The following is a 25,234-nucleotide window of genomic DNA, read 5'->3' as shown; positions in this document are numbered from 1 at the left end:
CACCAAGCTGGTCAAGGACCGGGATGCGCTGCTGACCTTCTACGACTATCCGGCGGAACACTGGAAGCACATCCGGACGTCAAACCCGATCGAGAGCACCTTCGCCACCGTCCGGCACCGCACGAAACGCACCAAAGGATGCCTCAGCCGCACGACCGGGTTGGCCATGGCCTTCAAGCTAATGATGTCAGCGCAGAAGAGATGGCGCAAACTCGATGGACAGAACCGTCTGCCCGAGATCATCCAAGGGGTTGAGTTCCGCGATGGGATCAGCCAGCTTCAAACTGCCGCCTGATCAGGCATCACCAACTTTTGCCCATATCTCCTTTCTCATGCGGAGGCAGCACTTTGAAAGAGCGCTACGGCTGTGGTGGCTATTCCTCTATCGCGCATTTGCGTATATCCCGAAGGCAAGCTTTAGTACGTCTTGGGAAACCCCTATGATCGCCGTCATCTTCGAAGTCCTGCCTGACCCGGATCGCCGCGACGAATATCTCGACATTGCTGCTGAGATGCGCCCTCTGTTGGACGAAATTGACGGTTTCATTTCGGTCGAGCGCTTCCAGAGCCTGACCAACCCCGACAAACTGCTGTCGCTGTCCTTTTTCCGCGATGAAGAAGCGGTCCGCTCATGGCGCGAATTGACCGCCCACCGGGGTGCGCAGGCAGCCGGGCGCGCGGGAATTTTCACCGATTACCATCTGCGCATCGCCCATGTGATCCGCGACTATGGTATGTTCGACCGGGCAGAGGCGCCGCAGGATAGCCAAGAGGTCCACCCAGCGCGCGACGGATAGGTTAGACAGTCTCTCCCGCATCCAAACGGGCGAGCCACTGACCCGCCTCGCGCAGAACGGTTTCCCGGCGGTCGGCGTCCATTCTGTCCCAACTGGCATAGATATTCTTCATCCGCATGTTGGCCTGAAAGCGATCCCGATGGCGGTCGAGGAAATGCCAGTAGAGCAAGTTAAACGGACAGGCGTTCTCGCCTGTTTTGGCGCTGACACTATAGGTGCAGCCTTTGCAGTAATCCGACATGCGGTTGATATAGGCGCCGGACGAGACATAGGGCTTGGACGCGATTACCCCACCATCGGCAAACTGGCTCATGCCGACGGTATTGGGCGCCTCGACCCATTCATAGGCATCCGCATAGACCTCCAGATACCATTCATGGACTTGGTGTGGGTCGACCCCCGCGAGCAGGGCGAAGTTTCCGGTGATCATGAGCCGTTGAATGTGATGCGCATAGGCATAGCGTTTGGTCTGATCAACCGCCTGCGCCACGCAGTTCATATGGGTCTGAGCACCCCAATAGAAGTCCGGCAAATCGCGGTCGTGCCGAAGGGCATTGCGCTCGGCATAGTCCGGCCCTTCGAGAAAATAGATGCCCCGCACATACTCGCGCCAGCCAAGGATTTGCCGGATGAAACCTTCGGCGGCGTTGATCGGCACATCGCCATCCTGCCAAGCCTTTTCGGCGGCACGGCAAACCTCCATCGGGTTCAACAGGCCGAGGTTCATATAGGGCGAGATAAGCGCGTGGAAGAGATAGGGTTGATCCTGCATCATCGCGTCTTGGTAATCGCCAAAGCGCGGGAGGGCATGGGTGATGAAATGCGAAAGCACTTGCAACGCCTCTTCCCGCGTGGTGGCCAGATCAAAAGGCTCAAGATCGCCGAAGTTGTCGCCATAGTGCTTTGCCACAAGCTCCAATACGGCTTGGGTGTCGGCATCAGGCGTGAAAGTCACCGGCGCGGGAAAGTTCAAGCCCTCTTTCGGCGGTTTGCGGTTGTCGTGGTCAAAATTCCACTTGCCGCCCGCCGGGTCGTCACCCTCCATCAATAGCCCGGTCTCGCGACGCATCTCGCGGTAGAAGTACTCCATCCGCAAGGCCTTACGACCCTCGGCCCAATCTTCGAAACGCTTGCGGCTGGCAATGAAACGGTCGTCGGGCAGAATATGGGTCGGGATGGGCGCGTGATTCAGCTTTTCGATCAATCGCCACTCCCCCGGCTCCGTCGCGATAACGTCGCCGGCACCGGTTCCGTCCGCGCGGCGCAGGAGTTCCCCGACGATGGAGCCCGCGTTTTCGGGATCGTCCAGCGGCGTGTAGCGCAGGTTCCAACCGTCCTCCTCCAACGCGCGGGCAAATTTGCGCATGGCGGCAAAGACCAGCGCGATCTTCTTGGGGTGGTGGCGCACATATTCGGCCTCTTGTGCGACCTCGGCCATGACCACGACATCACGGGCCTTATCGGCTTCGCGCAAGGCTGAAAGATCCTGCGATAGCTGGTCGCCCAGCACCAAAACCAAGCGGGTCACCACGGCACCGCCTTTCCGGCCCAGTCGAAAAATCCGCCGCTCTCGGCAGGCGTGAGCCCGTCGACGACATTAAGCAGATTACCGGCGGCTTCTTCCGGGGGAACGGCAGGGTGTCGGCCCAGGTATTTTTCTGTGAAAGGCGTTTCTACTGTGCCGGGGTGCAATGCAACGCAAATGCTTTGCGGATGGCTGCGGCTGAGTTCAATCGCGGCGGTATGAACGATCTGGTTTACCGCCGCTTTGGCACTGCGGTAGCTGATCCAGCCGCCCAAACGGTTGTCCCCAATCGAGCCGACCCGCGCCGAGAGCACGGCAAAGACCGCGCGCCTGTCGCGGGGCAAGAGTTTGCTTGCATGGCGCAGCACCAGCGCGGGACCAACAGCGTTCAGCGCGAACTGATCCATCATAGCCTTTTGCGTGATCGAACGAATGGATTTTTCAGGCGACACGCTATCAATCTCTAAAGCGCCCGTTGCAATGAAGACCGCATCGAATGGGCTCGCGACCGCCTCCAGCACCGCGGACACGGAGGCTTCATCCGTCAAGTCGAGCCCGTCCGCCGAGCGCGACAGCGGCGTGACTGCATCACCCCTGGCCCGGCACCCTTCTACCAAAGCCGCGCCGATACCACCGCTGGCCCCGATAACGAGAACGCGGGCGTTCATTTGCCCGCTTTCTGCACTTGCTTCCGCTGATCTTGCATTGTTACGACACTCCTTAATGCCAAAGAACTAGCGGGGAGTGACGCAGGGGCAAACAAAACCCGGAACACCCCCTTTTCATTTGAAAAGACAGGCGTATAACTATCGCCATGACACAGGCCGTCCATATCCCGACCCTGCCGCGCCATTGCGCGGGCCTGCTGCGCGCCACCTTGCTGCTACTAATTCGCCTCTGAGCGTGCCCTTCGGCGCGCCCGCTCAGAGGGTTGTGTCGCGCGCCACGGATGACAGCAAAGAAAGAACCCAGGATGACAGATATGACGAAACAGGACCGTGTGCTGATTTTTGACACCACCTTGCGGGATGGCGAACAGTCCCCCGGGGCGACGATGACCCATGCTGAGAAGCTCGAGATCGCGTCGCTTTTGGATGAGATGGGCGTCGACATCATTGAGGCCGGTTTTCCGATTGCCTCGGAAGGCGATTTCAAAGCGGTAAGCGAGATCGCGCGGCAGAGCCAGAACGCGGTGATCTGCGGCCTCGCCCGCGCCCAGCTTGGCGACATCGACCGCTGCTGGGAAGCCGTGAAACACGCAGCCCAACCGCGCATTCACACCTTCATCGGCACCTCGCCTCTGCACCGCGCTATTCCGAACCTGACGCAGGACGAAATGGCCGACCGCATTCATGAAACCGTAACCCATGCGCGCAACCTGTGTGACAATGTGCAATGGTCACCGATGGACGCCACCCGGACGGAGGAAGATTACCTCTGCCGTACCGTGGAGATTGCGATCAAGGCCGGGGCCACCACGATCAACATCCCCGATACCGTCGGCTATACCGCGCCGCGCGAAAGCGCCGAGTTGATCCGCATGTTGCTGGAAAAAGTGCCGGGCGCGGATGAGATCGTCTTTGCCACGCATTGCCATAATGATCTGGGCATGGCGACGGCCAACAGCCTCGCCGCGGTCGAGGCCGGCGCGCGCCAGGTCGAATGCACCATCAACGGTCTGGGCGAGCGCGCGGGCAATACCGCGCTCGAAGAGGTCGTCATGGCGCTGAAAGTGCGCAATGACATCATGCCTTACGAGACGCGAGTGGACAGCACCAAGATCATGAACATCTCGCGCCGGGTCGCGACGGTCTCGGGTTTTGCGGTGCAGTTCAACAAGGCGATTGTCGGCAAGAACGCCTTTGCGCATGAGTCTGGCATCCACCAAGACGGCATGCTGAAAAACGCCGAGACATTCGAGATCATGCGCCCCGAAGATGTGGGTCTGACCGAAACCAATATCGTCATGGGCAAACACTCGGGCCGCGCGGCATTGCGGTCGAAGTTGGAGGATCTTGGCTTTGAGTTGGGGGACAACCAGCTCAAGGATGTCTTTGTGCGGTTCAAGGAATTGGCGGACCGTAAGAAGGAAATCTACGAGGATGACCTGATCGCGCTGATGCGCACCGCGACGGACCCGGAGGAAGATCGCATTCGCCTCAAGTCGATGAAGGTCGTTTGTGGCACCGAAGGCCCGCAGAGCGCGGAGATGGTGCTGGATGTGGATGGCGCAGAGCAGAGCACCAACCAGACCGGCGATGGCCCAGTCGATGCGGCGTTTAACTGCATCAAGGCGCTGGTGCCGCATACGGCGCGTCTGCAGTTGTATCAGGTGCATGCGGTGACCGAAGGTACTGACGCGCAGGCGACGGTGTCGGTCCGGATGGAGGAAGAGGGCCGGATCGTGACCGGGCAGTCTGCCGATACCGATACCGTGGTGGCGAGTGTGCGGGCCTATATCCACGCGCTGAACCGCCTGCTGGTGCGGCGCGAGAAGGGCGGCACGGACAAGCGTGAGATCAACTACAAAGATGTGAGCTGAATGGCGGGGCGGGGGTAACACCCCGCCCTTTTCGCTGGAGGGCCATCGCCTGTCCGCGGGTCGGCGATCCGACGTCATGTCACTGCCACTTTATTGCTCAACTATGATGAGCGTTGGCAATGTCACGCCGAGCCTCACCAAATCGCCTACCCGGGGGGCGGGCAGGCGATGGCCCGGCGCCTACGGCTTGATTCCGGGCTGGGGTGGCATGGAAGCCCCTCGAGAAAGAGGGTTAGTGCCCTCTTCACTGCCATCGGCGCCCCGGTGACACCAGAAGCCATCGAAAACGAGGGCCAGCGCCTGACCGTGGGTCGGCGATCTAACCTCACGTCGCTGCCACTTTATGGCTCAGCCAAGATGCACCTTCGCAATGCCCCACCCAGCCTTACCAAATCGCCTACCCGTCGCACCAAAGGTGCGTCATGAATAACGGCACGCTTCCGGCGTGACGGGCGGGCAGGCAATGGCTCGGCGCCTGCGGCTTGATTCCGGGCCCAGTGCCAGCCTCACCGTTTCAATAGGGGTTCTTCGCCCCGCGATCCTCGCTCAGTGACGCCTGGCCCCGCTCGACAATCTTTACCACCGCATCCGCGAGATGCCCGCGCTGAATGTGGTCATCCCCCGCCGCCACCCGCAACTTATGCGCCTCGAGCATCACCTCAGCATGGCTCGACCCGCGCGGCGGGATGAAGGTGTAGCAGGCCAGTTCTATCAACAAACCCAGCGGATCCTTGAAGTAGATCGAGTGCATAAACCCCCGATCCTTCACCCCGGAATGCCCAATGCCCCGTGCCTCTAACCGCTCCAACACCTGATCGAACATCGCGCGGTCTACCTCGAAGGCAAGATGGTGCACACAACCCGGATCGGTCGGCGTGCGTTTATGCACCGGTTTGCGAGTCTCATTGGTGAAGATGGTAATCAACCGCCCGTCACCGGGATCAAAGTAAAGATGCCCCTCGTCCGGATCGTCCATATTCGGCTGATCAAAGATGAAGGGCATCCCCAAGACCCCCTCCCAGAAGTCGATCGAGCTTTGCCGGTCGGCGCCAGTGAGGGTGATGTGGTGCACCCCGAGTGTCTGAATTTTCTGCATGATGTCGCCAACCTCCGCCCTGAATTCCGGTAAATCTACCACTGCATCATAGCGCGATGGCAATATCGCGCCACCTTTGCCGCCTTGCCCCTTTCACCCTGACCTCGCGCGTCCTATAAGGGCCAATAGCCCGCGCATTTCGATGTTCGCGGGCCTGTCCGAATATTTGCAAGGCGCTGCTACCTCATGTCCATCCTCGATCAATTCCGCGGTCTGTTCTCCTCTGATATGGCGATCGACCTCGGCACCGCGAATACGCTGGTTTACGTCAAGGGTAAGGGCATCGTGCTGAGCGAACCGTCGGTCGTCGCCTACCACGTCAAAGACGGTGTCAAGAAAGTGCTCGCCGTAGGCGAAGACGCCAAGCTGATGCTGGGCCGGACGCCGGGCAGCATTGAGGCGATCCGCCCAATGCGCGAAGGGGTGATTGCCGATTTCGACACCGCCGAGGAGATGATCAAGCACTTCATCCGCAAGGTGCACAAGCGCTCGACCTTCTCCAAGCCCAAGATCATCGTCTGCGTGCCGCATGGCGCGACCCCCGTGGAAAAACGCGCGATCCGGCAATCGGTGCTGAGCGCCGGTGCACGCCGCGCGGGGCTGATTGCTGAACCTATCGCAGCCGCCATCGGCGCGGGCATGCCGATCACCGACCCTACCGGTAATATGGTCGTCGACATCGGCGGCGGCACCACCGAAGTCGCGGTGCTGAGCCTCGGCGACATCGTTTATGCCCGTTCGGTCCGCGTCGGTGGTGACCGGATGGACGAGGGCATCATCAGCTACCTGCGCCGCCAGCAGAACCTGCTGATCGGGGAAACCACGGCTGAACGGGTCAAGACTTCTATCGGTACGGCACGCATGCCCGACGACGGGCGCGGCACCTCGATGCAGATTCGTGGGCGCGACCTCCTCAATGGCGTGCCGAAGGAGATCGAAGTCACCCAAGCTCAGATCGCCGAGGCGCTGGCCGAGCCGGTGCAGCAGATTTGCGAAGCGGTGATGACTGCGCTGGAAACCACGCCGCCTGACCTCGCTGCCGATATTGTCGACCGGGGCGTCATGCTCACCGGCGGCGGCGCGCTCTTGGGTGACTTGGATCTCGCACTGCGCGAACAGACCGGCCTTGCGATTTCGGTCGCGGATGAGCCGCTGAACTGTGTGGCCCTCGGCACCGGCAAGGCGCTGGAATACGAGAAGCAACTGCGTCACGCAATCGACTACGACAGTTAACACTGGCAAGGTAGCCAGACCCGGCACGCGGCGAGAACGCCCCGCCTGACCGGGTGGGAGTTTCAGCACAGATGGCCAAGGACCGTTCCAGCTCCAACGATTTCACCGGCCCCCTGCGCCGGTTGCTGATGGCTGTGCTGGTGCTGGCACTGACCGGGGTTTTCTTGCTGTGGCGCATCGACAGCCCGCGGGTAGAGCGCTTCCGCGCACAGGTCACGGATCGCTTCGTGCCAAACCTCGATTGGGCGATGGCTCCGGTCACGGGCACGATTAACCTGCTGCGTGACTTCCAAAGCTACCAACGCCTTAGCGAACAGAACCGCGAGCTGCGCTCGGAACTGCGCCAGATGCAGGCGTGGAAAGAAGCGGCGCTGCAGTTGGAACAGGAAAACGCGAGGCTCTTGGATCTCAACAACGTCCGCCTTGACCCGCGCCTCACCTTCATCACCGGTACCGTACTGGCCGATAGCGGCTCGCCCTACCGGCAATCGGTACTGCTGAACGTCGGCGCTCGCGACGGGCTCATCGAGGGCTGGGCGACGATGGACGGCATTGGCCTCGTGGGTCGCATTGCAGGGGTGGGCAAAAACACCGCCCGCGTGATCCTACTGACAGACGCCAGCAGCCGCATTCCGGCGACGATCCAACCTTCAGGCCAGCGTGCGATGGTGACGGGCGACAACAGCGCGGCACCGCCATTGGACTTTATCGAGAACCCTGAATTGGTCCGCCCCGGTGACCGTGTCATTAGCTCTGGCGATGGTGGGGTCTTTCCGGCGGGCATCCTGATCGGTCAGGTCGCTGCCGACCCCGGCGGGCGGCTGCGGGTGCGGCTTGCGGCGGATTACGAGCGGCTGGAATTTCTGCGGGTGCTGCGCCACCACGGCAATGAAAAAGTGCCCGACACGGCCCATGTCATCACCTCGGATGGCCCCCTGGCCGACCCCGCTGCCCCTGTGGGGGTGACCCAATGACCGACCTCTCGCGCAGCCGCCTTTGGCTTATGCGGTCCGGTTTTGTCGCGCTGGCGCTGGTGATCCTTTTCTTTCACCTGCTCCCGCTCGAAACCACACCGCGGGCATGGGCCGGGCCGGACCTGTTGCTGGGCTTTGCCTGCGCATGGGGGCTGCGACGTCCGGAATATGTGCCTGCGATGATTTTGGCTGGTGTCTTCTTGCTTGCTGACTTGCTGCTACAACGCCCCCCAGGCCTCTGGGCCGCGCTTGCTTTGATTGGCGTCGAGAACCTGAAATCACGTGGACGCCATTTGCGGGATGCGAGCTTTGCCGCCGAATGGCTCAGCGTGGCTGTCGTGCTTAGCCTTGTGATCCTTGGCAACCGTTTCCTCTTGGGCCTCGCCTTGCTGCCCACGCCCTCTTGGACGCTGAACCTTACCGAAATGGCTGGAACACTGGTGGTCTACCCGCTGATTGTTTTCGCGACTCATGGTATCATGGGCGTGCGCAAAACCGCACCGGGCGATCTCGACGCGCTCGGCAAACGGGTTTGATCGGAGGCTGATGAGATGAGACGCAACCGCGCTGACAATGACGCAAGCCACCTCAAACTGACCCGCCGCGCGGCCCTGCTGGGCGGGGCGCAATTGCTGTTCATGGGCGGGTTGGCTGCGCGGATGCGCTACCTTCAGATTGATCAGGCGGACCAGTTCCGCCTGTTGGCCGAAGAAAACCGCATCAACATTCGGCTGATCCCGCCCGCCCGGGGCGAGATTTTTGACCGCAACGGGTTACAACTGGCCGAGAACGTCCCCTCCTACCGCATCGTCATGGTGCGCGAGGACGCGGGCGATGTCGAAGCAGTGATGGAACGGCTCGCTCAGGTGATCGAGATCGACGAAGAAACCCGCGAGCGCGCGATAGCCGAGATGGCCCGCACGGCGCCCTTCCTGCCGGTGACTATAGTCGATGACGTCAGTTGGGAGGTCGTGAGCAAGGTTAGCGTTAATGCCCCTGCCCTGCCCGGCGTCACCCCCGAAGTCGGCCTGACCCGCGTCTACCCGCGCGGCGAGGACTTTGCCCATGTGGTGGGACGTGTGGGGCGGGTGAGCCAAGCCGACCTTGATGCGCTCGAAGACCCCGATCAGGTGCTGCGTATCCCCCGGTTCCAGATCGGCAAGATCAATGTCGAAGCCCGCGCTGAGGGCCTGCTGCGCGGCAGTGCGGGGACCAAGAACGTCGAGGTCAACGCCACGGGCCGCGTGATGCGCGAGCTGGAACGGCGCGAAGGTCAGGCCGGCGCGGACCTGCAACTGACGGTCGACGCTAACCTGCAACGGTACGTTCAGGCGCGTCTGGGCGAGGAAAGCGCCGCGGTGGTGATCATCGACTGCCAGAATGGCGATCTGGCCGCGCTGGCCTCCTCGCCCAGCTATGACCCGAACCTCTTTATCGGCGGCATCTCCTCGACCGATTACAACCCGCTGCTGAACTCGAAATACCGGCCACTGGTGAACAAGCCGGTGCAGGGCACCTACCCGCCCGGCTCGACCTTCAAAATGATCGTGGCCCTGGCCGCCATCGAAGAAGGCATCGTCGGCCCCGAAGAAACCGTCTATTGCCCCGGCCATCTCGAAGTCGCCGGGCGCCGTTTCCACTGCTGGAAACGCGCAGGCCACGGCTGGGTCGATCTGCAAAACTCGCTCAAGCAGTCCTGTGACGTCTATTATTACGATCTGGCCGTGAAGGTCGGGATCGAAAAGATCACCGCCATGGCGAACCGCTTTGGCCTTGGCATGAAGCATGATCTGGCACTTTCTTCGGTCGCCGGAGGGCTGACGCCGACGAAACAGTGGAAACGCTCGGCACGAGGCGAAGAGTGGGTCGTGGGGGATACAGTCAACGCTTCAATCGGTCAGGGCTTTAACCTCGCCTCCCCCTTGCAGCTTGCCATTATGACCGCGCGCATCGCGACAGGCCGCACGGTCGATCCGCGGCTGATCAAATCCATCGACGGTGTCGAACAGCCCAGCGGTGCGGGCGAGCCGATGGGGGTGAACGAAAACCACCTACGGCAGGTGCGCAAAGCGATGTATGACGTAGTCAATGACCGCCGCGGCACCGGTTACCGCAGTCGCATCATCGACGATACGATGCGCATGGCGGGCAAGACAGGCACCAGTCAGGTCCGCAATATCACCGCTGCCGAACGCGCCCGAGGCGTGACCCGCAACGCCGACCTGCCATGGGAACGCCGTGACCACGCGCTCTTTGTCTGCTTCGCGCCCTTCGACAAACCGCGCTATGCCGCTTGCGTGCTGGTCGAACACGGTGGCGGCGGCTCGACCGCAGCGGCCCCCATCGCGCGCGATGTGATGCTGCAGGCAATGGCCGGAGGCGAGCCACCGCTCGAAGCCTATCCCAAGTCCGACCGGGGTCGCATCCAAGCCCAACAGGAAAAACTGCGCGATCTGGCCCCCGGCACCGTCGCCGCGAAAGAGGGCGAAGATCAGGCATGAGCTACCTCGAACATACGGTCAAACACGTCCCCACCGGGCTACGCAAGATCCTGTTTATGAACTGGCCGCTGGCGATCCTACTGACCTCTGTCGCAGGCGTCGGGTTCTTGATGCTCTATTCCGTGGCGGGCGGGTCGTTCAGCCCTTGGGCCGAGCCGCAGATCAAGCGGTTTGGGCTGGGACTGGCGATCATGTTCACCGTGGCAATGGTGCCGATCTGGCTTTGGCGCAACCTCTCGGGCGTGGCCTATGGGGCGACGCTGGTGCTTTTGGTGGCGGTTGAGCTTTTCGGCTCTGTCGGCATGGGGGCGCAGCGCTGGATCGACATTGGTTTCATGCGGCTACAGCCGTCGGAATTGATGAAGATCACGCTGGTGCTGTTTTTGGCGGCCTACTACGACTGGCTTCCCGTGAAAAAGGTCTCGCGCCCCTTTTGGGTGTTGCTGCCTATTCTAATCATCGTCGTGCCCACCGCGCTTGTGCTGAAACAGCCCGACCTTGGCACCTCGATCTTGCTGCTGACCGCAGGCGGCGGGTTGATGTTCCTCGCGGGCGTCCACTGGGCCTATTTCGCCGCTGTCATCGCTGCCGCCATCGGGCTGGTCACAGCGGTTTTCCAGTCACGCGGCACGCCATGGCAGTTGCTCAAAGACTACCAATACCGCCGCATTGATACCTTCATTGATCCCAGCCAAGACCCATTGGGCGCGGGCTATCACATTACGCAGTCCAAGATCGCGCTCGGCTCGGGCGGTTGGTCTGGGCGGGGGTTCATGCAAGGCACACAGTCGCGGCTGAACTTCCTGCCCGAGAAACACACCGACTTCATCTTCACCACCTTGGCCGAAGAGTTTGGCTTTCTTGGTGGCGTGTCATTGCTCTGCCTCTATGCACTCATCATCCTGTTTTGCATCGTCTCGGCGATCAAGAACAAAGACCGTTTCGCAAGCCTGCTGACGCTAGGCATCGCGCTCAACTTCTTTCTCTTTTTCGCCGTCAACATGTCGATGGTCATGGGGCTGGCCCCGGTGGTGGGCGTGCCGCTGCCGATGGTGAGCTACGGTGGTTCAGCCATGTTGGTGCTGCTCTTGGCCTTTGGCCTCGTGCAATCGGCGCATGTTCACAGACCAAGGTAAATTATGACGCTCAACATTCTTTTCGCCGCCAAAGCCGAACGCTGGACCGGGTATGAACAGCCCCTGACGGATGCGTTGACCAAGGCGCTGGCGGGGCGGAATTTCAAACTCGCCACGAAATTTGCGCCCGAAGAGGTCGATTACATCGTCTATGCGCCCAACAGCGATTTGCAGGATTTCACCCCCTACACCCGCGCCAAAGCGGTGCTGAACCTCTGGGCCGGGGTGGAGAACATCACCGGCAACGAGACCCTAAAAATCCCGCTGACCCGGATGGTTGATTTTGGCCTGACCCACGGCATGGTCGAATGGGTCACCGGCCATGTGCTGCGCTATCATCTGGGGCTGGATATCGACATCACCCGGCAAGACGCCAAATGGGAGCCGCGCAGCCAGCCGCTCGCCCGTGATCGCAGTGTCGCGATCCTTGGGCTCGGCGCGCTTGGGCAGGCGGTGGCCGAGGCGCTGGTTGGGCTGGGCTTTAACGTCAGCGGCTGGTCGCGGAGTGAGAAGGCGGTCGATGGCGTGCGCTGTCTACATGGTGACGCGGGTTTGACCGAAGCGCTCAAGAGCGCTCAGATCGCCGTGCTGCTGATGCCCGACACGCCCGCGACGCAGAATGTCATCAACGCTGAAACGCTCGCGCAGATGCCCAAAGGGGCCTTTATCATCAACCCCGGGCGCGGTCCGCTGATTAATGACGACGCGCTGCTCGCAGCACTCGACAGTGGCCAGATCGCTCATGCAACGCTGGATGTCTTCCGGGTCGAGCCGCTGCCCGAGGATCACCCCTACTGGGCGCATCCCAATGTCACCGTGACCCCGCATATCGCCGCCGCGACGCGGAATGACACGGCCTCCGAGGTGATTGCCGAGAACATTCGCCGCAGCGAAGCCGGGGAGCCTCTGCTGCATCTGGTGGACCGCGACCGGGGGTACTGACCCCCGGCCCCTTGTTCAGGCTGCCAGCCCGCGTCCCTTGAGCAGCGCCTCGACCCCCGGCAAACGCCCCCGGAACGCGGTGTAGAGTTCCGCCGGATCGCGGCTGCCGCCTGTTGAAAGGATATGGGTTTCCAGCGCCTTGGCGCGTTCGACATCAAAGGCCCCGCCCGCTTCCTCGAAGGCCGCGAAAGCGTCGGCGTCCATCACCTCGGACCACATGTAACTGTAGTAGGCGCTGGAATAGCCGTCGCCTGCAAAGACATGGGCAAACTGCGGTGTGGCGTGACGCATCCGGATGGCTTGCGGCATGCTGATGCTGTCCAAGACCTCAGCCTGCCGCGCCATCGGATCGGTCGGGGCTGCGCCGTCGTGGAACTCCAGATCGACCAGCGCCGAGGCGATGTATTCCACCGTCTGGAACCCCATGTCGAAGGTCGCAGCCTTCAGCACTTTTTCGAGCATCTCGCGCGGCATCGCCTCGCCCGTGCGGGCGTGGGTGGCGAACTCCTGCAAGACTTCCGGCTGGTCCAGCCAATGCTCGTAAAGCTGGCTGGGCAGCTCAACAAAGTCCCGCGCCACCGAAGTGCCGCTGACGCTTTCATAGGTCACATCCGACAGCATCTGGTGCAGCGCATGGCCGAACTCGTGAAACAGGGTGCGGGCATCGTCATAAGACAGCAGTGCCGGGTCACCCTTGGCAAAGTTGCAGACGTTGATCACCACGGGCGCTTGGTCTTGCGGGAACTTCGCCTGCGCCCGCATCGCCGAGCACCACGCGCCAGAGCGCTTTGAGCCGCGCGCGAAATAGTCCCCGATAAAGACCGCCACATGTTTGCCGTCTCGCGTCACTTCCCACGCCCGGCAATCGGGATGGTAGAGGGGCACATCGAGCGGTGCGAACTGGAGACCGAAGAGACGGGTGGCACAGTCAAAAGCCGCGTCGATCATCCGGTCGAGCTGGAAGAAGGGTTTCAACGCGGCCTCGTCGAGGTCATGCTCCGCTGCACGGCGTTTTTCGGCGTAGTAGCGCCAGTCCCACGGCTCTAGCGGGCCGTTGACACCGTCTTTTTGCATCAGCGCGGTCAGCACCTGCGCGTCGGCATCGGCCTGCGCCTTGGCGGGTTTCCAGACCGACATCAGCAAGTCACGCACGGCCTGCGGCGTCTTGGCCATTTCAGTTTCCAGCTTATAGGCCGCGAAGTTTTCATAGCCGAGCAATTCCGCCCGCTCTTGCCGCAGTGCCAGTGTCTCGGCGGCAATCTCGCGGTTGTCGGTCTCGCCGCCATTCGCCCCGCGTGCTTCCCATGCGCGGAAGGCCTTTTCGCGCAGGTCGCGGCGGTCAGAGAATTGCAGGAAGGGCACGATCAGCGACCGCGACAGGGTCACCACCGGGCCGTCCGTGCCCTTTTCCTCCCCCGCCGCTCGGGCGGTGTCGATCACGAAATCAGGCAGGCCCGTGAGATCACTCTCATCCAGCGGCATGAACCAAGCGCGCTCATCCGCCAGCAGGTTTTGCGTGAACTGGGTGCCCAGCACCGCCAGCCGCGCTTTGATCTCTTTCATCCGCTTCGCCGCATCGCCAGTAAGCGCCGCACCCGCCCGGACAAAGCCACGATGGGTCAGCATCAGCACCCGCGCTTGTTCGTCTGTCAGGCCCAGACCGTCTCGCGCTTCCCAAACTGCCGCGATCCGCGCAAACAGCGCTTCGTTGCCAGAGATGGCGGATTGATGCGCGGCCAATTCCGGCGAGAAGTCGCGCTGCAACGCCTCGCGTGTCGGGTTGCTGTCGGCGCCTGCGACGGTGAAGAACACGCTCAGCACCTTGTCGAGCGCTTGGCCCGAGGCTTCGAGCGCCTCTACAGTATTGGCAAAGCTGGGGGCGTCAGGGTTGCCCGCGATGGCGTCAATCTCGGCCCGGTGTTCGGCAAGCGCCGTCTTGAGCGCGGGCGCGAAATCTTCGTCGGAAATACGGTCAAAGGGGGCGATGCCGAAAGGGGTGTCCCAGTCAGCGAGCAGCGGATTTGTCATGAAAGTCTCCTTTGGCCTCAAGATGGGGCGCGGCAGGGGGACTTGCAATCACCCGCCGCAGGTTTCGCAGCCCCGACGCCGCGCAATCGCGATCTGGCGGTTTTCGCCGTAGAGCCCGTCGTAGATCATCATCTGCCCGCGCAGCACGCTGCCCGCGCCGGTGATTAGCTTGATCGCCTCCAGCGCCATCATCGTGCCGATCACACCGGGCAGCGGGCCGATCACACCGGCCTCGGCGCAGGAAGGCGCAAGGCCCGCCGCTGGGGCTTTGGGAAAGATGCAGCGATAGCAGGGCGCGCCGCGTGCGGGGTCGAAGACGCTGAGTTGCCCTTCCCACTGGCTCAGCGCGCCTGAAATCAGCGGCACGCCAGCCGCGACACAGGCGGCGTTGATGCGGTAACGGGTGTCGAAATTATCAGTGCCGTCGAGCACGAGGTCGTAGTCGGCCACCAGTTCGGCGGCGATCTCATCCGTCAAACGGCGGTGATAGGGGCGCACGGTGACATGCGGGTTCTGGGCGGTCATCTCGGCCTGAGCGGAAAAGACTTTGGGCGTGCCGATAGACGCGTCCTTGTGGATCACCTGCCGTTGCAAGTTGGCGTTTTCGACCTCGTCATCGTCAATCACACCAATGGTCCCGACCCCAGCCGCCGCGAGATATTGCAGCGCCGGCGCGCCGAGGCCGCCTGCGCCGACAACCAGCACCTTGGCGTTCTTCAACGCCTTCTGCCCAGCCCCGCCGACCTCGCGCAAGACGATGTGGCGGGCGTAGCGGTTCAGCTCACTGTCGGAGAAGCTGCCCGATGCAGGCGCCGCATCAGCAGGGGTGGCCCGTGCACGCAGGGTCGAAAGCCCCATTCGGTAGAGTGCCACCAGCGCGGCGAAGCCGCCGAACAACAACCAAGGCGCCGCGCTGCCGCCGGTCGCGAGGCGCAGCGGATGGTCTGATGGGAACACCATATGCAAGGCGACCAGCGCCACGAACATCACTGTGAGCAAGCCAGCCCGTAGCCCCCGCGGCATGCCCAGAAGGCCGCCGCCGAACCAGATCGCGACCGCAATGATCAGAACCGCCGCCATCAGCCCGCCCCTGTCGAGCCAAAACCGCCCGAGCCGCGGGGTGTTTCATCCAAGCCGTCCACCAGATCAAACCCCGCCTGCAACACCGGAGCCACGACCATCTGCGCGATGCGCATGCCGTGCTCTACCGTGAAGGCCTCCTGCCCCGTATTGCCAAGGATCACGCCGACGACGCCGCGATAATCGCTGTCGATCGTGCCGGGGCTATTGATGAGCGTGATGCCATGTTTCAGCGCTAAGCCCGAGCGCGGCCGGACCTGCACCTCGAACCCCTCCGGGATCGCCATGTGGACCCCGGTCGAGATCAGCGCCCGCGCACCGGGGGCCAAGGTGACCGCGCCACCCGGCAGATTGGCGCGCAGATCGGCGCCAGCAGCGCCGGTGGTCTCATAGGCGGGCAGCGGCAGGGTTTGGTCCGCGCCCTCGGCCCAGCGGAGTTTGATTGTGATCATCATGCCCTCTTAGGCCAGCTCTGCGGCGATACGGTCAGCGAGACGGGCGGCAACGGCGTCCTTGCCCATGCGCGGCCACTCCTCGGCGCCCGCTTCGGTGATCAGCGTCACCGCATTTTCGCGGCCGCCCATGATCCCGGTGCCGGGCGAGACATCATTGGCGACGATCCAATCACAGCCCTTGCGCGCGCGTTTGGCGGTGGCATGGGCGAGCACGTCATTGGTCTCGGCGGCAAAGCCCACGACAAGTGGGGGGCGGTGCTCGGTACGCTGGCTGATCGTTTTCAGGATGTCGGGGTTTTCGGCAAAGCTGAGCGCGGGCAGCCCGTCTTTGGATTTTTTCAACTTGCGGTCCCCCGCGCCCACCACATGCCAATCGGCCACGGCAGCGGCAAAGACACCGGCATCGACCGGAAGCGCGGCTTCGGCGGCCTGCATCATCTCCTGCGCGGTCTGCACCGCGATGATCTGCACCCCCTCAGGCGGCGGCACATCCGCGGGGCCGGTGACAAAGACCACCTCGGCCCCCAAAGCCGCCAGCGCCCGCGCGATGGCCGTGCCTTGCGCGCCGGAGGAGCGGTTGGCGATATAGCGCACCGGATCAATCGGCTCATGGGTTGGGCCGGAGGTGACGAGGATGCGTTTGCCCTTAAGTGGCCCTGCCCCCAAGCGCGCCTCAATCGCAGCGACGATTTCCAGAGGTTCCGCCATGCGCCCCGGACCGAACTCACCGCAGGCCATATCGCCGGCGTTCGGGCCAACCATGGCAATGCCGTCGCCGCGCAGGGTGGCCATGTTGCGCTGCGTCGCGGGGTGCTGCCACATGCGCACATTCATCGCAGGGGCCAGCAAGACCGGCGTGTCGGTGGCCAAAAGCAGGGTCGAGGCCAGATCATTCGCCGCGCCATGCGCCATTTTCGCCATCAGATCCGCCGTGGCCGGGGCCACCACCAGCAGATCGGCCGCGCGGCTGAGTTGAATATGACCCATCTCGGCCTCATCCCCGAGGTCAAAAAGGTCGCGAAAGACCTTCACCCCCGTCAGTGCGGAGACCGACAGAGGCGTGACAAACTCCTCCCCCGCACGCGTCAGCACCGGGGTCACCCGCGCCCCGCGCTCGCGCAACCGGCGGATCAGATCGAGCGATTTATAGGCGGCGATGCCCCCGCCGATGATCAACAGAATATGTTTGCCCGACAGCATAAAGGCCCCCCGTTGGTGTTCGGGAGACCTTAATCCGGGCCGCAGCAATCTGCCAGCCCCAGCGGGAGGGGGCGATGGGTCAGGCCAAGAAGGCAAAGACCTCGCGCGATTGCATCTCAAGCGATTTGCGCATCTTACCAAAGGCCGCCGCTTCCAACTGACGCACCCGTTCTTTGCTGAGGCTCAACTCATCGCCAAGACTTTCCAAGGTGCGTGACGGATCGCGCAGTTTGCGCTCGCGGACGATGAACTGCTCGCGGTCCGACAGACCCTGCATCGCGGTCAGCAGCCAGTTGCGTAGCTGGGCGGTGTCATGGCTTTCCTCGACACGCTCAGCAGCCTGCGCGCTTTCATCTGCCAGTGCCTCGATCCACTCGCGGCCTTCGTCTTCGGCGCTCTGGGTAGCATTGAGCGAATAGTCCGAGCCTGACAGACGGCCTTCCATCATCTCGACATCGTGCAGCGGCACGCCGATCTCGGTCGAAATCATTTGGCGCAGCTGATGCTTGTCCAGCGTCTCGCCCATGGCGGAGGCTTCACGCTCCAACCGGGCCTGCACACGGCGCATGTTGAAGAACAGGGATTTTTGGGAGGAGGTCGAGCCGGTGCGCACCATCGACCAGTTGCGCATCACGTGGTCTTGGATGCTCGCCTTGATCCACCAAACCGCATAGGTCGAAAAGCGCACGCCGCGGTCGGGGTCAAACTTATCGGCGGCTTTCATCAGGCCAAGACCCGCTTCTTGGATCAGGTCGTTCATCGGCGCACCGTAGCGCTTGAACTTGCCGGCCATGGAGATCGCCAGACGCATGTAAGCGGTGATCAGACGGTGCAGTGCAGCCTCGTCCCGCTGGTCGCGCCAAGCGTAGGCCAATTCAAGCTCTGTGTCGGCGTCGAGCAACTCGGCCTTCATAGCGGTGCGGGTGAGTGAAAATTCGCGTGCGGTCTGCAATGACATCTTGGATATCCCCCTTGAAGCGTGGCTTGGCTTGTGATGCGCCGTTGAGAGAGATACGCAGAGCTATGCCATTTGGTTCAAATATTTGGTGAAAAGATGTTGCCAAGAAATACCTTTGCCCTAGGCGGGGCAGCATCGGGCAAGTCCCAATGGGCCGAAGATGTCGCAAATTCTTGTGGTTTGAGAAAGACTTACCTTGCCACCGGTCGCATCTGGGACGGTGAAGTTCAAGAACGCGTGAACATCCATCGCGCCCGGCGTGATGCGGGGTGGCAGACGGTCGAATGTCCGCTCGATCTCGCGGAACCGTTGTCACGGCTCACCAGTGGCGAAATAGTGCTGATCGACTGTGCGACCATGTGGTTGAGCAATCATTTGATGGACGGAAATGATCTCGGGCAGGCGCAGACCGATCTTTTGCAGGCCTTGCGCAGCTGCGCCGCACCTTGGATCATCGTCTCGAACGAAGTGGGTCAAGGCATCGTGCCAGACAACGCGATGGCACGACAATTCCGCGAGGCGCAGGGGCGGCTGAACATCGCGTTGGCGGGTGAAGCAGACACTGTGGTGCAGGTCATCGCGGGTCTGCCTCAGGTGTTGAAAGGGCAGCTTCCATGACGATCTGGCATTGGGTGCGCCACGGGCCCACGCATGAAAAGAATTTCGTAGGTTGGCGCGATGTGCCTGCCGATCTCTCTGATGCAGCTTTGCTTGCACGGCTGAACGCGCATCTGCCGCCAGTAGGTTTGCTTGTGTCTTCGGACCTCAGCCGGGCTGCCGCCACCGCCGATGCACTCGCCGCGCCGCGTCGACGTCGTCTGCCCCATGAGCGTGATCTGCGCGAACTGCACTTCGGCGCTTGGGACGGGCTGCATTTCCAAGACGTCGCCGCCCGCGATCCGGAGCTCAGTCGCGCCTATTGGGAGACCCCGGGCGACGTGGTGGCCCCCGAAGGGGAAAGCTGGAACCAGACCAAGGCGCGGGTTGATCGCGTGGTGGCCCGTATCAACGCGCAGCATCCTGATACGCATGTCATTGCTGTGGCGCATTTCGGCGTGATCCTCACTCAGATCCAACAGGCCCTCGGCACAGGTCCGCTAGAAGCGATGGCGCATAAGATCGACAATCTTTCGGTGACGCATTTGAGCCATGAGGATGGCGCGTGGCAGATACATGGCATCAACCACCTCCCTTAAGTGCTGGCGCTGCAGAAAGCGCTTGGCCCAGCGATCTTTTGCGCCCTAATCTGCGCGCATGACATATGACCTCTATATCGGTGATCGCACCTTCTCCAGTTGGTCCCTCCGCGGCTGGCTGATGCTGGAAAAATTTGACCTGCCTTACCGTGAGCATCTCGTCGGTCTCTACAGCGGCACCATGGCCGACGATCTGGCGCATCTCGCGCCTGCCCGGCTGGTGCCCGCCTTGCGCCTGCCCGACGGTACCGTGGTAGGTGAGAGCCTCGCCATGGCGGAAACTTTAGCCGAGCGGCACCCCGACGCCGGGCTTTGGCCTGCGGATCCTGCCGCCCGAGCCACGGCTCGATGGCTCTGTGCCGCAATGGCCTCGGGCTTCACCGCGCTGCGCGGCGCTTGTCCGATGCAATTGCAACATGTGTGGGAGGGGTTTGATCCCGACGCCGAGACCAAACAAGACCTGACCCGTATAGAAGACCTCTGGCGCCATGCCCGCAGCCAGCCCCGCAGCAGTGAGGGGCCGTGGCTCTTTGGCGCCTATTCACTCGCCGACGTATTCTATGCCCCGGTGGCGGCGCGTATTATTGGCTATGACCTGCCCGTCTCGTCCGAAGCGCAGGCCTATTGCGCGCAGACGATCAGCGACCCCGCCTTCAAGAAGTGGCGGGCCACAGGGCTTGAAAAGGTCTATGATCCCTTCCCCTATGAGCTTGGCCTAGCAAAACGCGACTGGCCTGAAGGCGCCTGATCTGGCGTTAACCATTCCTAAACACCCACTGCCTACCCATTAACCATATCTTGTCGGGAGATCGGGCGATGGTGTCGCGGGCCTATACGGTCGCATTTCAGGGTGTGGAAGCGCGCATGGTCGAGGTGCAATGCGCCGTGACCGCCGGGCTGCCCGGTTTCTCCATCGTTGGTCTTCCAGACAAAGCCGTTTCCGAGGCGCGCGACCGCGTGCGCACAGCGCTAGGCGCCATGGCAATCGCGCTGCCGTCCAAACGCATCACCGTGAATCTGTCGCCCGCCGATCTTCCAAAGGAGGGCAGCCATTTCGATCTCCCTATCGCGCTCGCTCTTTTATCGGCGCTCGATATCTTGCCCGATGACGTCACCCAGAACCTCGTGGCCTTAGGCGAACTATCACTCGACGGCACGTTGGTTCCGGTCGTGGGCGCCCTTCCGGCGGCCATGGCCGCGGCGACCCACGACCGCAGCCTACTCTGCCCAGCAGCGTCAGGCGCCGAAGCCGCATGGGTCGGTGCAGCACAGGTCATCGCCGCCGCAACCCTTGGCGATGTGGTGCGCCACTATACCGGACAGGTTCCTATCACACCGGCCGAACCCGGCGAAGTGCCGCCGCCCTCTACCACCCGCGACCTGCGCGAGGTGAAAGGTCAGGAACGCGCCAAACGCGCGCTGGAAATCGCTGCTGCCGGACGACATCACCTGATGATGGTGGGCACGCCGGGGTCGGGCAAATCCATGCTCGCGTCTTGCCTGCCCAGCATTCTCCCCCCGCTTACCGCCATGGAAGCGCTGGAAACCTCGATGATCCATTCGCTCGCCGGGCTGCTCGACGAAGGCGGCATCTCGCGCGGTCGCCCGTTTCGTGAGCCGCATCACACCGCCTCTATGGCCGCGATCATCGGCGGAGGGCGGCGGGCGCGGCCCGGCGAAGTCTCCCTCGCGCATAACGGGGTGCTGTTCATGGACGAGTTTCCCGAGTTTTCCCGCACCGTCCTCGAAACCCTGCGCCAACCGACCGAGACTGGTGAAGTAATGATTGCCCGCGCCAACGCTCACGTAAAATACCCCTGCAAGTTCATGCTGATTGCCGCTGCCAATCCTTGTAAATGCGGCTATCTCCCCGACCCAGCCCGCGCATGTTCACGCGCACCCGCCTGTGGTGAGGACTACATGGGCCGCATTTCCGGCCCCCTGATGGACCGTTTCGATCTGCGCGTCGACGTGCCGCCGGTGAGCTATACGGATCTAAACCTGCCCCCGAGCGCCGAAGGCTCTGCTGAAGTGGCGGTTCGGGTCCACGCCGCCCGCAAGGTGCAAGACCTGCGGTTTCAGGATCACCCTGCGATAACTGCGAACGCCGACGCGATGGGAGATATGCTAGAGGTCATCGCCAGTCCTGACGAAGAGGCCCGAACGTTGTTGCTGCGCGCAGCCGAACGGTTCGGCCTGTCGGCGCGCGGCTACCATCGGGTGATGCGGGTCGCCCGCACGATCGCAGACCTTGATGGCGCAGCAGATGTGCGTCGCCCCCATATGGCAGAAGCGATCAGCTTTCGCCTGCCCGATCCGGCCCGCCGAGCGGTGCAGGCGGCAGGGCGTTGATCCATTGTCCGAGCGCTTCGAGAGTGCGCTGCGCCTCAGGTAAATGGTTGTGAAACAATGGCCAGACATGCGGAAGATCGTGCTCTTCCTGCAGGGTTACAGGCAAGGCGGCTTTACACAGACGGCTTGCAAGGCGACGGCTATCGTCCCGCAATATTTCACTATCGCTGACCGTCAGCCATATCGGCGGCGCACCGGTGTAATCTGCAAAAAGCGGACTCGCCCGAGGGTCATCCGCGCTCTTGCCATTAAGGTAGAGGCCCGCCATCTCCGCCGCCCGCTGCGCCGGCAAGAGAACATCGCAGCCTGCGTTCTCGCGAAAACTACTGCCTGAAAAGGTCATGTCCAATAGAGGCGACAGACCGAATACCCCGGCAGGCAAACCACCGCCCTCCTGGCAAAGCTGCGCCAGCAAATCGAATGCCAACGCCCCACCCGCACTATCTCCGCCAAGAATGATATTTTGAGGCGCGATGCCGAGCGCCAGCAAGCTGTCCCAAGCCGCATGCACGTCCCGCGCGGCTGCAGGAAAGCGCGCTTCTGGCACACGCGCGTAAGTGGGAAGCACCACCTCTGCGTCGGTAAGCAACGCAAGCCGCGCCAGCATCGCGCGGTGGGTCAGCGGGCTGCCGAAAACAAAACCACCGCCATGGATGTATAGAATGACCCGCGCCCCGGACTGCGGCGGCGAAAGCCAAAGCGCCCGCGGCCCGAGGGGCAATTCCCGCCAGACTGCTTTCACGGCGCGCGGGGTTCGAAAAAACAACCGCGCCTGCACCTCCAAGGCCCGCCGCAGCAATTGTGGCGAGCCGCGCGAAAGCAAAGGTTTTTCCGTCCAGCGCAGACACTGGTTCAGCAAATGGCGGCGCAGGCTCACCCGCGGCGCGCCTCAATCGCCTCCCAAATCTTTCCAACGATGTTTACCCCATCGAACCGCTCAAGCTCCTGAATGCCGGTCGGCGATGTCACGTTAATCTCGGTCAGATAGTCCCCGATCACGTCGATGCCGACAAAGACTTGGCCCTTTTCCTTCAACAAAGGACCAATCGCCGCACAGATTTCGCGGTCCCGTTCCGTCAGGCCCACCTTCTCAGGCCGACCGCCGACATGCATATTTGACCGGGTTTCCCCTTCCGCCGGTACCCGATTGATCGCGCCAACTGCCTCGCCATCCACGAGGATGACGCGTTTGTCCCCTTTTGAAACGGCGGGCAGGAACTTCTGCACGATCAAGGGTTCACGCGAAAAGCCGGTGAACAACTCATGTAGCGAAGTCAGGTTGCGATCATTGGCATCCAGCCGGAACACGCCTGCGCCCCCGTTACCGTAAAGCGGTTTGAGGATCACATCGCCATGTTTGGCTTTGAACGCTTTAATCGTATCAAGATCGCGCGCGATGGTCGTGGGTGGCGTGAGATCCGGGAAATCAAGGACCATCAGTTTTTCAGGGTAGTTGCGCACCCAAAATGGATCGTTCACCACCAAAGTCGTGTCTTTAAGTCGGTCCAGAAGATGGGTCGAGGTGATGTAATGCATGTCGAACGGTGGGTCCTGGCGCAGCCAAACCACATCGTATTCGCTCAGATCAACCTCACGCTCCTCACCAAACTGCGCATGCGCGCCCTGCACACGTTGAACAGTGAAATCATGCCCCCGCGCTGTAACCCTTCCTTCCTGATAGGCCAGATGGTCGGGGGTATAGAAAAACAGCTCATGCCCGCGTGCCTGAGCCTCTTCGGCCAAGCGGAAACTGCTGTCGGCATTGATGTCGACGTTCCCGATCGGGTCCATCTGAAAGGCGATTTTCATTGGGGTCTCCCTGCTGCTGGCCTCGGTCACATTCGAACCCGGACCAATTGGACCGGGCGAGAAGGACCCTTCTTAGATGGCGCAGCAGGGGGTTGGGCGCAATAGGTCAGCCCAACCCAAAGGCGTTTTCGATAATTTCGGTCGCCCCTTGCCCGTTCACGAGGGCGACGTCGAAGCGGACTTCTGTCAGGCTTCCTGCGGGCTCACCGGCAAGAAATTCTTCAGCCGATTTGTAGATACGTTGCATCTGTCGTGTAGACAGACTTTCGGCTGCGCGTGCGAAGTCGCGACTTTGCTTGACCTCTACAAATATCAGCGCGGCGCCGTCGCGCAGAATAAGATCAATTTCTCCGACGCGGCCGCGCCAGCGTCGCCGCGCAACGGCGAATCCACGTCGTTCATAATCCTGCGCGATCCGATTTTCAGCAGCGAGACCTGCGTGGTAGGCCATTCGCCCACGCTGTCGCTTTGTATTGGAACGTGAATCTACCGCCATGAACCCTAAACCTTTTCAACCATCCTTCCCGAGCGCCAAAGCCGCTTGGTACACTTGCCGCCGTGGCAACCCATGCGCTTTTGCAACCAGATCGACCGCGTCGCGCATTGAATGATCTTGCAGCGCTTGGGTCAGGTCTGTTTCTAGGTCAACTTGCTTAACAGATTCTAAACGGCCCCGATCAATCAGCACGACGACTTCGCCTTTTGGTGCTTTGCCGGCATAGGCCTCGGCCAGATTCTCAAGCGTGTCTCGCTTCACCTCTTCGAATTTCTTGGTCAACTCCCGGCACATGGCAGCCTGACGTTCTGCACCCAGCGCGGTGGCGGCGTCGCGCAGCATGGCCCCCAACCGTTTTGGCGATTCGTAGAACACCAAGGTGCCAGGCACGTCGCGGAGCTTTTCCAGAGCGGTTAATCGCGCGGCTTTGCTATTTGGCAGAAAGCCTGCAAAGAAAAACGCATCGGTCGGCAGACCGCCCAGCGCGAGTGCCGTCAGCACGGCAGAAGGACCGGGCGCGCTGGTCAGCATTACGCCTGCTTGGGCAGCCGCGCGGCCAAGTTCAAACCCGGGGTCAGCGATGAGCGGCATGCCAGCCTCGGAGGCATAGGCCACTGATTTTCCTTCACGGATCGCCGTGATGAGCCGCTCTTGCACCGCTTCGCCGCTGTGGTCGTGCAGCGCCACCACCTGTCGTCCATTCAGAGGAACGCCATGTATTTCCATTAATCGGCGCAGGCTACGGGTGTCTTCGGCGGCGAGCAAATCGGCGGAGGCGAGCACATCCAGCGCCCGCAGGGTGATGTCGCGGGCCGTGCCGATCGGGACACCGACAAAATAAAGTCCCGGCGTTAGCTCTGTCTTCTGGAATTTCAACGCTGGACCCGCCTTTCGCAGTCACTATGATCGCGGCC

At 61.9% G+C, this 25,234-nt stretch carries 25 protein-coding genes; 13 read left to right on the top strand and 12 right to left on the bottom strand.

What is annotated here, in order from left to right:
- Positions 1-295, top strand: a 295-nt coding sequence (locus BLS57_RS18420) for a transposase (RefSeq protein WP_208597607.1), incomplete at its 5' end; no start/stop codon positions are given.
- A gap of 145 nt (positions 296-440) precedes the next feature.
- Complete coding sequence (locus tag BLS57_RS18415; RefSeq protein WP_093744117.1) at positions 441-797, top strand: antibiotic biosynthesis monooxygenase family protein; 357 nt, start codon at positions 441-443, stop codon at positions 795-797.
- Between the two features lies 1 nt (position 798).
- Here BLS57_RS18415 and BLS57_RS18410 read toward each other — a convergent pair whose 3' ends face one another.
- Entirely contained in the window at positions 799-2,325 is a 1,527-nt protein-coding gene (locus tag BLS57_RS18410; protein ID WP_208597606.1) for a cryptochrome/photolyase family protein, read from the bottom strand.
- The gene (locus BLS57_RS18405; RefSeq protein ID WP_093744115.1) at positions 2,322-2,990 is read right to left on the bottom strand and encodes an SDR family NAD(P)-dependent oxidoreductase; all 669 of its coding nucleotides are present in this window, start codon (positions 2,988-2,990) and stop codon (positions 2,322-2,324) included. Before BLS57_RS18405 ends, BLS57_RS18410 begins: the two co-directional genes overlap by 4 nt.
- Before the next feature lie 305 nt (positions 2,991-3,295).
- Between BLS57_RS18405 and BLS57_RS18400 the strand changes: the two genes are divergently transcribed.
- On the top strand, positions 3,296-4,864 hold the full coding sequence (locus BLS57_RS18400; RefSeq protein WP_093744114.1) for a 2-isopropylmalate synthase: 1,569 nt from the start codon (positions 3,296-3,298) through the stop codon (positions 4,862-4,864).
- Positions 4,865-5,378: 514 nt separating this feature from the next.
- On the opposite strand, the gene BLS57_RS18395 is transcribed toward BLS57_RS18400, so the two are convergent.
- Positions 5,379-5,960 (bottom strand): VOC family protein, encoded by a 582-nt coding sequence (locus BLS57_RS18395; RefSeq protein ID WP_093744122.1) that lies wholly within the window; start codon positions 5,958-5,960, stop codon positions 5,379-5,381.
- A gap of 186 nt (positions 5,961-6,146) precedes the next feature.
- Here BLS57_RS18395 and BLS57_RS18390 point away from each other — a divergent pair, with 186 nt between their 5' ends.
- The 6 genes from BLS57_RS18390 to BLS57_RS18365 all read left to right on the top strand — a co-directional run bounded on the left by BLS57_RS18390 (position 6,147) and on the right by BLS57_RS18365 (position 12,746).
- A complete protein-coding gene (locus BLS57_RS18390) occupies positions 6,147-7,193 on the top strand; it encodes a rod shape-determining protein (RefSeq protein ID WP_040700660.1) in 1,047 nt (348 codons plus the stop codon).
- Between the two features lie 71 nt (positions 7,194-7,264).
- Positions 7,265-8,167 carry a rod shape-determining protein MreC gene (mreC, locus tag BLS57_RS18385; RefSeq protein WP_093744113.1) on the top strand — a complete coding sequence of 301 codons (903 nt, stop codon included), beginning with the start codon at positions 7,265-7,267 and terminating at the stop codon, positions 8,165-8,167.
- Positions 8,164-8,703 (top strand): rod shape-determining protein MreD, encoded by a 540-nt coding sequence (locus tag BLS57_RS18380; protein WP_093744112.1) that lies wholly within the window; start codon positions 8,164-8,166, stop codon positions 8,701-8,703. The genes mreC and BLS57_RS18380 overlap by 4 nt, the downstream gene beginning before the upstream one ends.
- A 15-nt stretch (positions 8,704-8,718) precedes the next feature.
- Positions 8,719-10,668, top strand: coding sequence for a penicillin-binding protein 2 (gene mrdA, locus BLS57_RS18375; protein WP_093744111.1), 1,950 nt, complete (start codon positions 8,719-8,721; stop codon positions 10,666-10,668).
- The gene (rodA, locus tag BLS57_RS18370; RefSeq protein WP_093744110.1) at positions 10,665-11,804 is read left to right on the top strand and encodes a rod shape-determining protein RodA; all 1,140 of its coding nucleotides are present in this window, start codon (positions 10,665-10,667) and stop codon (positions 11,802-11,804) included. The genes mrdA and rodA overlap by 4 nt, the downstream gene beginning before the upstream one ends.
- Positions 11,805-11,807: 3 nt before the next feature.
- A complete protein-coding gene (locus BLS57_RS18365; RefSeq protein WP_093744109.1) occupies positions 11,808-12,746 on the top strand; it encodes a 2-hydroxyacid dehydrogenase in 939 nt (312 codons plus the stop codon).
- A gap of 15 nt (positions 12,747-12,761) precedes the next feature.
- Here BLS57_RS18365 and BLS57_RS18360 read toward each other — a convergent pair whose 3' ends face one another.
- The 5 genes from BLS57_RS18360 to BLS57_RS18340 form a co-directional block, all read right to left on the bottom strand.
- Complete coding sequence (locus BLS57_RS18360; protein WP_093744108.1) at positions 12,762-14,774, bottom strand: M3 family metallopeptidase; 2,013 nt, start codon at positions 14,772-14,774, stop codon at positions 12,762-12,764.
- Positions 14,775-14,822: 48 nt separating this feature from the next.
- Complete coding sequence (locus BLS57_RS18355; protein ID WP_093744107.1) at positions 14,823-15,854, bottom strand: HesA/MoeB/ThiF family protein; 1,032 nt, start codon at positions 15,852-15,854, stop codon at positions 14,823-14,825.
- The gene (gene dut, locus BLS57_RS18350) at positions 15,854-16,306 is read right to left on the bottom strand and encodes a dUTP diphosphatase (RefSeq protein ID WP_093744121.1); all 453 of its coding nucleotides are present in this window, start codon (positions 16,304-16,306) and stop codon (positions 15,854-15,856) included. The genes BLS57_RS18355 and dut overlap by 1 nt, the downstream gene beginning before the upstream one ends.
- Before the next feature lie 9 nt (positions 16,307-16,315).
- Entirely contained in the window at positions 16,316-17,509 is a 1,194-nt protein-coding gene (coaBC, locus tag BLS57_RS18345; protein WP_093744106.1) for a bifunctional phosphopantothenoylcysteine decarboxylase/phosphopantothenate--cysteine ligase CoaBC, read from the bottom strand.
- A gap of 79 nt (positions 17,510-17,588) precedes the next feature.
- Positions 17,589-18,467 (bottom strand): RNA polymerase factor sigma-32, encoded by an 879-nt coding sequence (locus BLS57_RS18340; protein ID WP_093744105.1) that lies wholly within the window; start codon positions 18,465-18,467, stop codon positions 17,589-17,591.
- Positions 18,468-18,563: 96 nt separating this feature from the next.
- On the opposite strand from BLS57_RS18340, the gene cobU reads away from it, so the two are divergent.
- The 4 genes from cobU (at position 18,564) to BLS57_RS18320 (ending at position 22,015) form a co-directional block, all read left to right on the top strand.
- Positions 18,564-19,085, top strand: coding sequence for a bifunctional adenosylcobinamide kinase/adenosylcobinamide-phosphate guanylyltransferase (cobU, locus tag BLS57_RS18335; RefSeq protein ID WP_093744104.1), 522 nt, complete (start codon positions 18,564-18,566; stop codon positions 19,083-19,085).
- On the top strand, positions 19,082-19,663 hold the full coding sequence (locus BLS57_RS18330) for a histidine phosphatase family protein (RefSeq protein ID WP_093744103.1): 582 nt from the start codon (positions 19,082-19,084) through the stop codon (positions 19,661-19,663). Before cobU ends, BLS57_RS18330 begins: the two co-directional genes overlap by 4 nt.
- A gap of 58 nt (positions 19,664-19,721) precedes the next feature.
- Positions 19,722-20,411, top strand: a complete 690-nt coding sequence (locus BLS57_RS18325) for a glutathione S-transferase (protein ID WP_093744102.1) — start codon at positions 19,722-19,724, stop codon at positions 20,409-20,411.
- A gap of 68 nt (positions 20,412-20,479) precedes the next feature.
- Positions 20,480-22,015: a YifB family Mg chelatase-like AAA ATPase gene (locus BLS57_RS18320; protein ID WP_093744101.1), complete on the top strand. Its 1,536-nt coding sequence runs from the start codon at positions 20,480-20,482 to the stop codon at positions 22,013-22,015.
- Here BLS57_RS18320 and BLS57_RS18315 read toward each other — a convergent pair.
- The 4 genes from BLS57_RS18315 to rsmI all read right to left on the bottom strand — a co-directional run bounded on the left by BLS57_RS18315 (position 21,960) and on the right by rsmI (position 25,196).
- Positions 21,960-22,892: an alpha/beta hydrolase gene (locus BLS57_RS18315; protein WP_093744100.1), complete on the bottom strand. Its 933-nt coding sequence runs from the start codon at positions 22,890-22,892 to the stop codon at positions 21,960-21,962. The two genes, BLS57_RS18320 and BLS57_RS18315, sit on opposite strands and share 56 nt — an antisense overlap.
- A complete protein-coding gene (gshB, locus tag BLS57_RS18310) occupies positions 22,889-23,824 on the bottom strand; it encodes a glutathione synthase (protein ID WP_093744099.1) in 936 nt (311 codons plus the stop codon). Before gshB ends, BLS57_RS18315 begins: the two co-directional genes overlap by 4 nt.
- Positions 23,825-23,930: 106 nt before the next feature.
- Positions 23,931-24,275: a YraN family protein gene (locus BLS57_RS18305; RefSeq protein ID WP_244153730.1), complete on the bottom strand. Its 345-nt coding sequence runs from the start codon at positions 24,273-24,275 to the stop codon at positions 23,931-23,933.
- Positions 24,276-24,335: 60 nt separating this feature from the next.
- Complete coding sequence (gene rsmI / locus BLS57_RS18300; RefSeq protein WP_093744097.1) at positions 24,336-25,196, bottom strand: 16S rRNA (cytidine(1402)-2'-O)-methyltransferase; 861 nt, start codon at positions 25,194-25,196, stop codon at positions 24,336-24,338.
- Positions 25,197-25,234: the final 38 nt, after the last annotated feature.

The organism is Sulfitobacter delicatus, assembly GCF_900102535.1.
Classification (GTDB): Bacteria; Pseudomonadota; Alphaproteobacteria; order Rhodobacterales; family Rhodobacteraceae; genus Sulfitobacter; species Sulfitobacter delicatus.
The sequence above is the reverse complement of the archived record's forward strand: the minus strand, read 5'-3'. Positions and strand labels throughout refer to the sequence as shown.

Excerpts from the sequence above, each read along its gene's own strand:
- BLS57_RS18380 (WP_093744112.1), top strand. The coding sequence starts at position 8,164 with ATGACCGACCTCTCGCGCAGCCGCCTTTGGCTTATGCGGTCCGGTTTT.
- rodA (WP_093744110.1), top strand. The coding sequence starts at position 10,665 with ATGAGCTACCTCGAACATACGGTCAAACACGTCCCCACCGGGCTACGC.
- BLS57_RS18405 (WP_093744115.1), bottom strand. The coding sequence starts at position 2,990 with ATGAACGCCCGCGTTCTCGTTATCGGGGCCAGCGGTGGTATCGGCGCG.
- mreC (WP_093744113.1), top strand. The coding sequence starts at position 7,265 with ATGGCCAAGGACCGTTCCAGCTCCAACGATTTCACCGGCCCCCTGCGC.
- BLS57_RS18320 (WP_093744101.1), top strand. The coding sequence starts at position 20,480 with ATGGTGTCGCGGGCCTATACGGTCGCATTTCAGGGTGTGGAAGCGCGC.
- BLS57_RS18415 (WP_093744117.1), top strand. The coding sequence starts at position 441 with ATGATCGCCGTCATCTTCGAAGTCCTGCCTGACCCGGATCGCCGCGAC.
- BLS57_RS18355 (WP_093744107.1), bottom strand. The coding sequence starts at position 15,854 with ATGGCGGCGGTTCTGATCATTGCGGTCGCGATCTGGTTCGGCGGCGGC.
- cobU (WP_093744104.1), top strand. The coding sequence starts at position 18,564 with ATGTTGCCAAGAAATACCTTTGCCCTAGGCGGGGCAGCATCGGGCAAG.
- BLS57_RS18400 (WP_093744114.1), top strand. The coding sequence starts at position 3,296 with ATGACAGATATGACGAAACAGGACCGTGTGCTGATTTTTGACACCACC.
- BLS57_RS18340 (WP_093744105.1), bottom strand. The coding sequence starts at position 18,467 with ATGTCATTGCAGACCGCACGCGAATTTTCACTCACCCGCACCGCTATG.
- coaBC (WP_093744106.1), bottom strand. The coding sequence starts at position 17,509 with ATGCTGTCGGGCAAACATATTCTGTTGATCATCGGCGGGGGCATCGCC.
- BLS57_RS18395 (WP_093744122.1), bottom strand. The coding sequence starts at position 5,960 with ATGCAGAAAATTCAGACACTCGGGGTGCACCACATCACCCTCACTGGC.
- mrdA (WP_093744111.1), top strand. The coding sequence starts at position 8,719 with ATGAGACGCAACCGCGCTGACAATGACGCAAGCCACCTCAAACTGACC.
- BLS57_RS18390 (WP_040700660.1), top strand. The coding sequence starts at position 6,147 with ATGTCCATCCTCGATCAATTCCGCGGTCTGTTCTCCTCTGATATGGCG.
- BLS57_RS18365 (WP_093744109.1), top strand. The coding sequence starts at position 11,808 with ATGACGCTCAACATTCTTTTCGCCGCCAAAGCCGAACGCTGGACCGGG.
- BLS57_RS18330 (WP_093744103.1), top strand. The coding sequence starts at position 19,082 with ATGACGATCTGGCATTGGGTGCGCCACGGGCCCACGCATGAAAAGAAT.
- BLS57_RS18305 (WP_244153730.1), bottom strand. The coding sequence starts at position 24,275 with ATGGCCTACCACGCAGGTCTCGCTGCTGAAAATCGGATCGCGCAGGAT.
- BLS57_RS18325 (WP_093744102.1), top strand. The coding sequence starts at position 19,722 with ATGACATATGACCTCTATATCGGTGATCGCACCTTCTCCAGTTGGTCC.
- gshB (WP_093744099.1), bottom strand. The coding sequence starts at position 23,824 with ATGAAAATCGCCTTTCAGATGGACCCGATCGGGAACGTCGACATCAAT.
- dut (WP_093744121.1), bottom strand. The coding sequence starts at position 16,306 with ATGATCACAATCAAACTCCGCTGGGCCGAGGGCGCGGACCAAACCCTG.
- BLS57_RS18360 (WP_093744108.1), bottom strand. The coding sequence starts at position 14,774 with ATGACAAATCCGCTGCTCGCTGACTGGGACACCCCTTTCGGCATCGCC.